Genomic DNA, 7,411 nt, shown 5'->3' with positions numbered 1-7,411 from the left:
CGGCCTGCGGGGTGTCGGGCACGGTGCGGGCGCCGAGCTCCGCCAGCGCCCCGGCGGCCCGGCCGTCGTCCGTGACGACCACCACATCCCGGACGGCGGAGCAGGAGAGCGCCGCGGCCACCGTGTCCTGCGCGAAGGCGAGCGCCAGGCCGGGGCGCAGGGCGTCACCCGCCGTCGGCGCCAGCCTGCTCTTGGCCCGCACCAGCGGCTTGAGAGGGATGACCAAGGTCCACTGCACGCGCTCATTGTGACCTGTGCATGCGGTGCCGTAGTGCGGGCGGGCGTACGGTGTTCTCGACAGACCGGTGGCCTGGCGCGACACTTGTGCGGCCCGGCGCGCGATGCCGGCCAGGTCCTAGAGGAAGGTGTCCGAGTGTCCCGCCGCAGAATCGGCTTCTGGTACCGCTTCGCAGCGGTCCTCTGCAAACCGCCGCTGGTGGTGCTGTTCAAGCGGGACTGGCGTGGAATGGAGAACATTCCAGCCGACGGCGGCTTTATCGCCGCCGTCAACCACAATTCACATCTCGACCCGTTCCTGTACGCGCACTTTCAGTACAACACCGGACGAGTTCCCCGTTTCCTGGCCAAGCACGGCCTGTTCAAGAAGGGCTTCGTGGGTGCCTTCATGCGCGGCACCGGCCAGATTCCCGTCTACCGCGAGTCCACGAACGCGCTGAGCGCCTTCCGGGCCGCGATCGACGCCGTGCAGCGCGGCGAGTGCGTCACCTTCTACCCGGAGGGCACGCTCACCCGTGACCCCGACCTGTGGCCCATGACGGGCAAGACCGGTGTCGCCCGGGTCGCGCTCGAGACGAAGTGCCCGGTGATCCCGATCGGCCAGTGGGGCGCCACCGACGTCCTCGCGCCGTACGCGAAGAAGCCGCACTTCTTCCCGCGCAAGACCCACCACGTGCTCGCGGGGCCGCCCGTCGACCTGTCGCGCTACTACGACCAGGAGATCACGCCGGAGCTACTCAAGGAGGCGACCGAGACCATCATGGCCGCGATCACCTCGCTCGTGGCCCAGCTGCGCGGGGAGAAGGCCCCGCAGAAGCGTTTCGACCCGCGCGAGGCCCGGCTGCAGCAGCGCCGCAAAACCCTGGCGGACAGCGGCAGTTCGATCCAGAACCAGGCGGAGACCTCGACGGAGGAGAGCAAGTGAGCCGACCCGTGAAGGCCGCCGTCTTCGGCACGGGCTCGTGGGGCACCGCCTTCGCGATGGTGCTCGCCGACGCCGGGTGCGACGTCACCCTGTGGGCCCGCCGCCCCGAACTGGTCGAGGCCGTCAACTCCACCCACACCAACCCCGATTACTTGCCCGGGGTCGAGCTGCCGCGCGGCGTGCGCGCCACCGCGGACCCGGCCGAGGCCGCCGCGGGCGCCGACTTCACCGTGCTCGCCGTGCCCTCGCAGACGGTCCGCGGCAACCTGGCCGCGTGGGCGCCGCTGCTCGCTCCCGACACCGTCCTCGTCTCCCTCATGAAGGGCGTCGAGCTCGGCTCCGCGATGCGGATGAGCGAGGTCATCGAGGACGTCACCAAGGTCGGCGACGACCGTATCGCCGTCGTCACCGGGCCCAACCTGGCGCGCGAGATCGCCGCCCGGCAGCCCGCCGCCGCGGTCGTCGCCTGCCGCGACGAGAGCGTCGCCCAGCGCCTCCAAGCCGCCTGCCACACCCCGTACTTCAGGCCCTACACCAACACCGACGTGGTCGGCTGCGAACTCGGCGGCGCCGTGAAGAACGTCATCGGCCTCGCCGTCGGCATCGCGGACGGCATGGGCCTGGGCGACAACACGAAGGGCTCCCTCATCACCCGCGGCCTGGCCGAGACGACCCGGCTCGGGCTCGCCATGGGCGCCGACCCGCTGACCTTCTCGGGTCTCGCGGGCCTCGGGGACCTGGTCGCCACCTGCTCGTCGCCGCTGTCGCGCAACCACACCTTCGGCACCAACCTCGGCAAGGGCATGACCCTGGAGGAGACCATCGCGGTCACCAAGCAGACCGCCGAGGGCGTCAAGTCCTGCGAGTCCGTGCTCGACCTGGCACGTCGCCACGGCGTCGACATGCCCATCACCGAGACCGTCGTCGCGATCGTCCACGAGGGCAAACCGCCGGTCGTCGCCGTCAAGGAGCTCATGTCGCGCTCCGCCAAGGCCGAACGACGCTGAGCGACGCGGGGCGAGCCGTCCGGGCCACGGCCACGCCGGGCGGCTCCGCGGGCGCTGACTCTCGTACTACCAGCAGGTACGCTCGTCGCGATATGAGCAGCGAGAACCTCCCCCAGAGCCAGCCGTCCACCGTGCGTGGGCCAAAGCCGCGTGTGGCCGTCGTCTTCGGTGGTCGCAGCTCCGAGCACGGCGTCTCCGTCGTCACCGCGGGCGCCGTGCTGCGTGCCATCGACCGCTCCAAGTACGACGTGCTGCCCATCGGCATCACCCGTGAGGGCCGTTGGGCGCTGACGGCCGACGACCCCGAGCGCATGGCCATCACCGGCCGCACGGTGCCGGACGTCGCCGAGCTCGCCGAGTCGCCCGAGGGCGGCGTGGTTCTGCCGGTCGACCCCGGCTCGCGCGAAGTCGTCTACAACGAGCCCGGCTCCGTGCCCAAGGCGCTCGGCGAGGTCGACGTCGTCTTCCCGGTGCTGCACGGCCCGTACGGCGAGGACGGCACGATCCAGGGGCTGCTCGACCTGTCCGGGACGCCGTACGTCGGCTGCGGCGTGCTCTCCTCGGCCGTCGGCCAGGACAAGGAGTACATGAAGCGGATCTTCACGTCGTTCGGGCTCAAGGTGGGCCCGTACGTGGTGATCCGGCCGCGCGCATGGGAACACGATCGAGAGGCCGCCAGGCGCCGCGTCGCCGACTTCGTCGGCGAGCACGGCTGGCCGCTGTTCGTGAAGCCCGCGCGCGCGGGCTCGTCCTTCGGCATCACCAAGGTCGAGTCCTTCGACGGGCTCGACGAGGCGATGGAGACGGCCCGCGCCCACGATCCGAAGGTCATCATCGAGGCGGCGGTCGTCGGGCGCGAGATCGAGTGCGGCGTCCTCGAGTTCGAGGACGGGCCGCGCGCCTCGGTCCCGGCCGAGATCCCGCCCGTGCAGGCCCACGACTTCTACGACTTCGAGGCCAAGTACATCGACTCCGCGACCGGCATCGTGCCCGCGCCGCTGACCGACGAGCAGACGGCCGAGGTGCGGCGGCTCGCGGTGGCGGCCTTCGACGCGGTGTCCTGCGAGGGGCTCGTGCGCGCCGACTTCTTCCTCACGGAGGACGGCGAGTTCGTCATCAACGAGATCAACACGCTGCCCGGTTTCACACCGATCTCCATGTATCCGCGGATGTGGCAGGAGAGCGGCGTCAGCTACCCGGAGCTGGTCGACCGCCTCCTGGAGGCGGCGCTGCGCAGGCCCACCGGTCTGCGCTGAGCCCGGCGGATCAGCCGCCCGGTCAGTCGGCGATGCCCTTCGGGATCGCCTTCTTGATCGGGCCGGCCAGGTCCACGAGCGGGGCCGCGCCGTCCCGCGCCACCAGTTCCTTCGGGATGGTGACCTCGACATAGGCCTGGCGTAGCGCCGTGTACATGCGCTGGGCGCCGTCGTCGAGCTTCTCCACGCCCCAGCCGACGCCGTTCACCGTCGCGGGCAGGGTGTCCTTGTCCGCCATCGCGGAGGGCCACGCGACGCCGCAGCGCAGTATGATCGCCGGGCTTCCCCACGCCGCGGTCAGCTCCGAGTGCGGTTCGGGGTCGTTACGGCCGTGGCCCTCCACCTTCTGCGGCAGCAGATCGTGCAGCTTCCGGCACATCTTCGTGACCTTCGCGTCCGGGGAGGGAACCGCTGCCGTGGGCGCGCCGTCCGTTGAACTGCAGCCCGTGACGATCAGCAGGGGCAGCAGCGACAGTACGGACAGTGCGGGCAGACCGAAGTGCCGGTGACGGAAAAGGTTCACCGGCCCAGGGTAGACGGGGGCTACAAGTGGACGACCGGGCAGGTCAGCGTGCGGCTGATCCCCTCCACCTGTTGGACCTTGGCGACCACCATGCGGCCCAGCTCGTCGACCGTGTCGGCCTGCGCGCGCACGATGACGTCGTAGGGACCGGTGACGTCCTCGGCCTGGATGACTCCGGGCATCTCGCCGATCACCTCGGCGACGGTCGACGCCTTGCCTACTTCGGTCTGAATCAGGATGTACGCCTGTACCACGGAACCTCCAGGGCGGCCACGAGGATCATGGGGGGAGAAGGGACGCCACGGTATCGCGTCGCCGAGTGCGGCGGGGAGACCCGGGTCGGCTGTGGCGCACCCGCGAGAGAACCCACGGCACAGCCCGTGACACAAACCGTACCCATGACAGACAAGGCCCGCGACCGCGAGCAGGCCGGGGCAGAAGGGGCAGCAGGCGCATGAAGGGCACAGTCGGCGAACTGGGCGAGTTCGGGCTCATCAAGGAGCTGACCTCCCGGCTCACCACCACCCCGGCCGTGCGGGTCGGACCCGGCGACGACGCCGCCGTGGTCTCCGCGCCGGACCGGCGCGTCGTCGCGAGCACGGACGTCCTGCTGGAGGGCAGGCACTTCCGGCGCGACTGGTCCACGGCGTACGACGTCGGGCGCAAGGCCGCCGCGCAGAACCTCGCCGACATCGCCGCCATGGGCGCCGTGCCGACCGCCCTGCTGCTCGGTCTCGTCGTCCCCGCCGACCTGCCGGCGTCCTGGCCGTCCGAGCTGATGGACGGGTTGCGCGACGAGTGCCAGGTGGCGGGTGCGGCCGTCGTGGGCGGCGATGTCGTACGCGGCGACACGATCACCGTGGCGATCACCGCGCTGGGCGACCTGCGCAACCACGAGCCGGTGACCCGCGCCGGCGCGCAACCCGGCGACGTCGTGGCCGTGACGGGCTGGCTCGGCTGGTCGGCCGCCGGGTACGCGGTCCTCTCGCGCGGCTTCCGCTCGCCGCGCGCCTTCGTCGAGGCACACCGCAGGCCGGAGCCGCCGTACCACGCGGGGCCCGCCGCGGCCGGGCTCGGCGCCACCGCCATGTGCGACGTGAGCGACGGGCTCATCGCCGACCTGGGCCATATCGCCGAGGCCAGCAAGGTCCGCATCGACATCAAGTCGGGCAAGGTCGACGTGCCGTCCCAGATGAACGACATCGGGCAGGCCGTCGGCGTCGACCCGCTCCAGTGGGTGCTGACCGGGGGAGAGGACCACGCGATCGTGGCCACCTTCCCACCGGACGTGAAACTGCCCGCCCGCTGGAAGGTGATCGGCGAGGTGCTCAACCCGTCGGCCCTGCCGCAGGTGACCGTGGACGGCGCCCCGTGGACCAGCAAGGGCGGCTGGGACCACTTCGGCGACCCCGACGGGCCGGGCGGAGCGGAGATCGAGTCGTGAGCGGCCCGGCCGGGCGTGCGCACGCGCGCGTGCTGACCGTCGCCGGGTCCGACTCCGGCGGCGGCGCGGGCATCCAGGCCGACCTCAAGACACTGCTCGCCCTCGGCGCGCACGGCATGAGCGCCGTCACGGCCGTCACCGCGCAGAACTCGCTCGGCGTCCAGGGCGCGTGGGAGCTGCCCGTGGAGGCGGTGCGCGCGCAGTTCCGCAGCGTCGTCGACGACATCGGCGTCCAGGCCGTCAAGACCGGCATGCTCGGCTCGCCGAGGCTCGTGGAGTGCGTCGCCGAACTCCTCGCGGAGATCCCCGCCGAGGTGCCCGTCGTGATCGACCCGGTGGGCGTCTCCAAGCACGGCGACGCACTGCTCGCCGACTCGGCCCTCGACGCCGTGCGTACGAAACTGCTGCCGACAGCCACCGTGGCCACGCCCAACCTCGACGAGGTGGCGCGGCTCACCGGCGTGCGGGTCACCTCCGAGGACGACATGCGCCGGGCCGCGGCGGCCGTGCTGGCCCTCGGCCCGCGCTGGGCGCTGATCAAGGGCGGGCATCTGCCGTCACGGGACGGCGAACCCTCCGGCTCGGCCGAGGCCGTCGACCTGCTCACCGACGGCGCGCGGGAGCACTGGCTGCGCGCCCCGCGCCACGCCAACCGGCACACGCACGGCACGGGCTGCACCCTGGCCTCCGCCGTCGCCGCGTACCTGGCGCGGGGGCGTCCGGTGCCGGACGCCGTGCGGGCTGCCAAGGAGTACGTGACCGGGGCGATCGCCGCCGGGTTCGCCCTGGGGGAGGGCATCGGGCCGGTCGACCACGGCTGGCGGCCGAGGGCGTGAACCGGCGGCCGGGGGCACGAAAAAAGAGCCAGTCCCCGAGGGGACCGGCTCTTCAAGCAACCAGCGAGGTGGCCGCGCTACGCGTAACGTCAGCGCGAGACCTTGCCGGCCTTGATGCACGAGGTGCAAGCGTTCACGCGCTTCGGCGTCCCGCCCACCACGGTACGTACACGCTGGATGTTCGGGTTCCAGCGGCGGGACGTACGGCGGTGCGAGTGCGAGATGTTGTTGCCGAAGCCCGGCCCCTTGCCACAGACGTCGCAGTTGGCAGCCACGGGTCACTCCAAAGACTTCAGATGCACTTACGGATAATCCCGGCATGCCGGGATCGAGATCAAGGATCTGAGTGGCGGTGCCAGGGGACGGCCCGATGGATATCGGGCAACCGGAGCAGCATACAACGGCTGCTTCGGCACAACGAAACTACCATGGTTGCCCGGGCCGCCGCCCCGCGCGTGGCTGCACAGGGCCTGTGCAACCCCTCCCCGGCCCCTCTACCGGGCGGCCGCCCGGCGGGGTCTACTCTGCGATTCCGGTCAAGCAGCTCAAGGAGGCGCAGGTGCCGCAGACGCGACACGTACTCGACGTAGCCGCGGTCCGCGCCTGGTGCTCACTCGCCCTGGAGGCGCTCGGCCGCGACCGCGCCGAGATCGACGCGATCAACGTGTACCCCGTGGCGGACGGCGACACCGGCACCAACCTCTACCTGACCGTCGAATCCGCGCACCAGGCCGTCGAGGCGGTCTTCGACGGTCTGGAGACGGCGCCCGAGCCCGCCCCGCCCGCGCTGTCCGACGTGATGCGGGCCATGGCGCACGGCGCCCTCATAGGCGCCCGCGGCAACTCCGGCACCATCCTCGCCCAGCTGCTGCGCGGCATGGCACAGGTGCTCGCCGACGGCGCCCATGAGCAAGATCACGCCAGTGGTGCGGGTCCGCGGGCGAGCGCCAGTGCGCTGCGGCTCGCCCTGACCCGGGCCGCCGAGGCCGCGCGCGCAGCGGTCGCCCACCCCGTGGAGGGCACCGTCCTCACGGTCGCCGCGGCCGCCGCGACGGCGGCGCAGGAGACCGAGGGAGACTGCGGCGCCGTCGCGCGAGCCGCCTACGAGGGCGCGTGCGCGGCGCTCGACGCCACCCCCGGCCAGCTCCCGGTCCTGCGCACCGCGGGCGTCGTGGACGCGGGC

Annotated in this window: 9 protein-coding genes and 1 pseudogene; 6 read left to right on the top strand and 4 right to left on the bottom strand. The window is 71.9% G+C overall.

Translation table 11 applies throughout. The features are described from left to right. Positions 1–238, bottom strand: a pseudogene (locus OFY01_RS13805) (2-phospho-L-lactate guanylyltransferase); the annotation flags it as partial. 135 nt (positions 239–373) lie between these two features. On the opposite strand from OFY01_RS13805, the gene OFY01_RS13800 reads away from it, so the two are divergent. The 3 genes from OFY01_RS13800 (at position 374) to OFY01_RS13790 (ending at position 3,425) form a co-directional block, all read left to right on the top strand. Then, positions 374–1,162 carry a lysophospholipid acyltransferase family protein gene (locus OFY01_RS13800; protein WP_266599702.1) on the top strand — a complete coding sequence of 263 codons (789 nt, stop codon included), beginning with the start codon at positions 374–376 and terminating at the stop codon, positions 1,160–1,162. After that, a complete protein-coding gene (locus OFY01_RS13795) occupies positions 1,159–2,169 on the top strand; it encodes an NAD(P)H-dependent glycerol-3-phosphate dehydrogenase (protein ID WP_266599700.1) in 1,011 nt (336 codons plus the stop codon). The genes OFY01_RS13800 and OFY01_RS13795 overlap by 4 nt, the downstream gene beginning before the upstream one ends. Positions 2,170–2,261: 92 nt before the next feature. Continuing rightward, positions 2,262–3,425: a D-alanine--D-alanine ligase family protein gene (locus OFY01_RS13790; protein WP_266599698.1), complete on the top strand. Its 1,164-nt coding sequence runs from the start codon at positions 2,262–2,264 to the stop codon at positions 3,423–3,425. 22 nt (positions 3,426–3,447) lie between these two features. On the opposite strand, the gene OFY01_RS13785 is transcribed toward OFY01_RS13790, so the two are convergent. Both OFY01_RS13785 and OFY01_RS13780 read right to left on the bottom strand, forming a co-directional pair. Further along, positions 3,448–3,948 carry a DUF3515 domain-containing protein gene (locus OFY01_RS13785; RefSeq protein ID WP_266599696.1) on the bottom strand — a complete coding sequence of 167 codons (501 nt, stop codon included), beginning with the start codon at positions 3,946–3,948 and terminating at the stop codon, positions 3,448–3,450. Positions 3,949–3,968: 20 nt separating this feature from the next. Then, positions 3,969–4,202 carry an Lrp/AsnC family transcriptional regulator gene (locus OFY01_RS13780; RefSeq protein WP_266599694.1) on the bottom strand — a complete coding sequence of 78 codons (234 nt, stop codon included), beginning with the start codon at positions 4,200–4,202 and terminating at the stop codon, positions 3,969–3,971. A gap of 200 nt (positions 4,203–4,402) precedes the next feature. Here OFY01_RS13780 and OFY01_RS13775 point away from each other — a divergent pair, with 200 nt between their 5' ends. Continuing rightward, complete coding sequence (locus OFY01_RS13775; RefSeq protein ID WP_266599693.1) at positions 4,403–5,392, top strand: thiamine-phosphate kinase; 990 nt, start codon at positions 4,403–4,405, stop codon at positions 5,390–5,392. After that, on the top strand, positions 5,389–6,228 hold the full coding sequence (gene thiD, locus OFY01_RS13770) for a bifunctional hydroxymethylpyrimidine kinase/phosphomethylpyrimidine kinase (RefSeq protein ID WP_266599692.1): 840 nt from the start codon (positions 5,389–5,391) through the stop codon (positions 6,226–6,228). The genes OFY01_RS13775 and thiD overlap by 4 nt, the downstream gene beginning before the upstream one ends. A gap of 89 nt (positions 6,229–6,317) precedes the next feature. Here the strand turns inward: thiD and rpmB are convergent, their stop codons facing one another. Next, entirely contained in the window at positions 6,318–6,503 is a 186-nt protein-coding gene (rpmB, locus tag OFY01_RS13765) for a 50S ribosomal protein L28 (RefSeq protein ID WP_003993230.1), read from the bottom strand. Positions 6,504–6,787: 284 nt separating this feature from the next. On the opposite strand from rpmB, the gene OFY01_RS13760 reads away from it, so the two are divergent. Further along, positions 6,788–7,411: DAK2 domain-containing protein (locus OFY01_RS13760; RefSeq protein WP_266599690.1), on the top strand; the 624-nt coding region annotated here is incomplete at its 3' end.

It is taken from the genome of Streptomyces beihaiensis (assembly GCF_026274175.1).
GTDB classification, from domain to species: Bacteria; Actinomycetota; Actinomycetes; order Streptomycetales; family Streptomycetaceae; genus Streptomyces; species Streptomyces beihaiensis.
The sequence above is the reverse complement of the archived record's forward strand: the minus strand, read 5'-3'. Positions and strand labels throughout refer to the sequence as shown.

What these genes read in the sequence shown, in the direction of transcription:
- OFY01_RS13790 (WP_266599698.1), top strand. Translation starts at nt 2,262, where the DNA reads ATGAGCAGCGAGAACCTCCCCCAGAGCCAGCCGTCCACCGTGCGTGGG.
- OFY01_RS13775 (WP_266599693.1), top strand. Translation starts at nt 4,403, where the DNA reads ATGAAGGGCACAGTCGGCGAACTGGGCGAGTTCGGGCTCATCAAGGAG.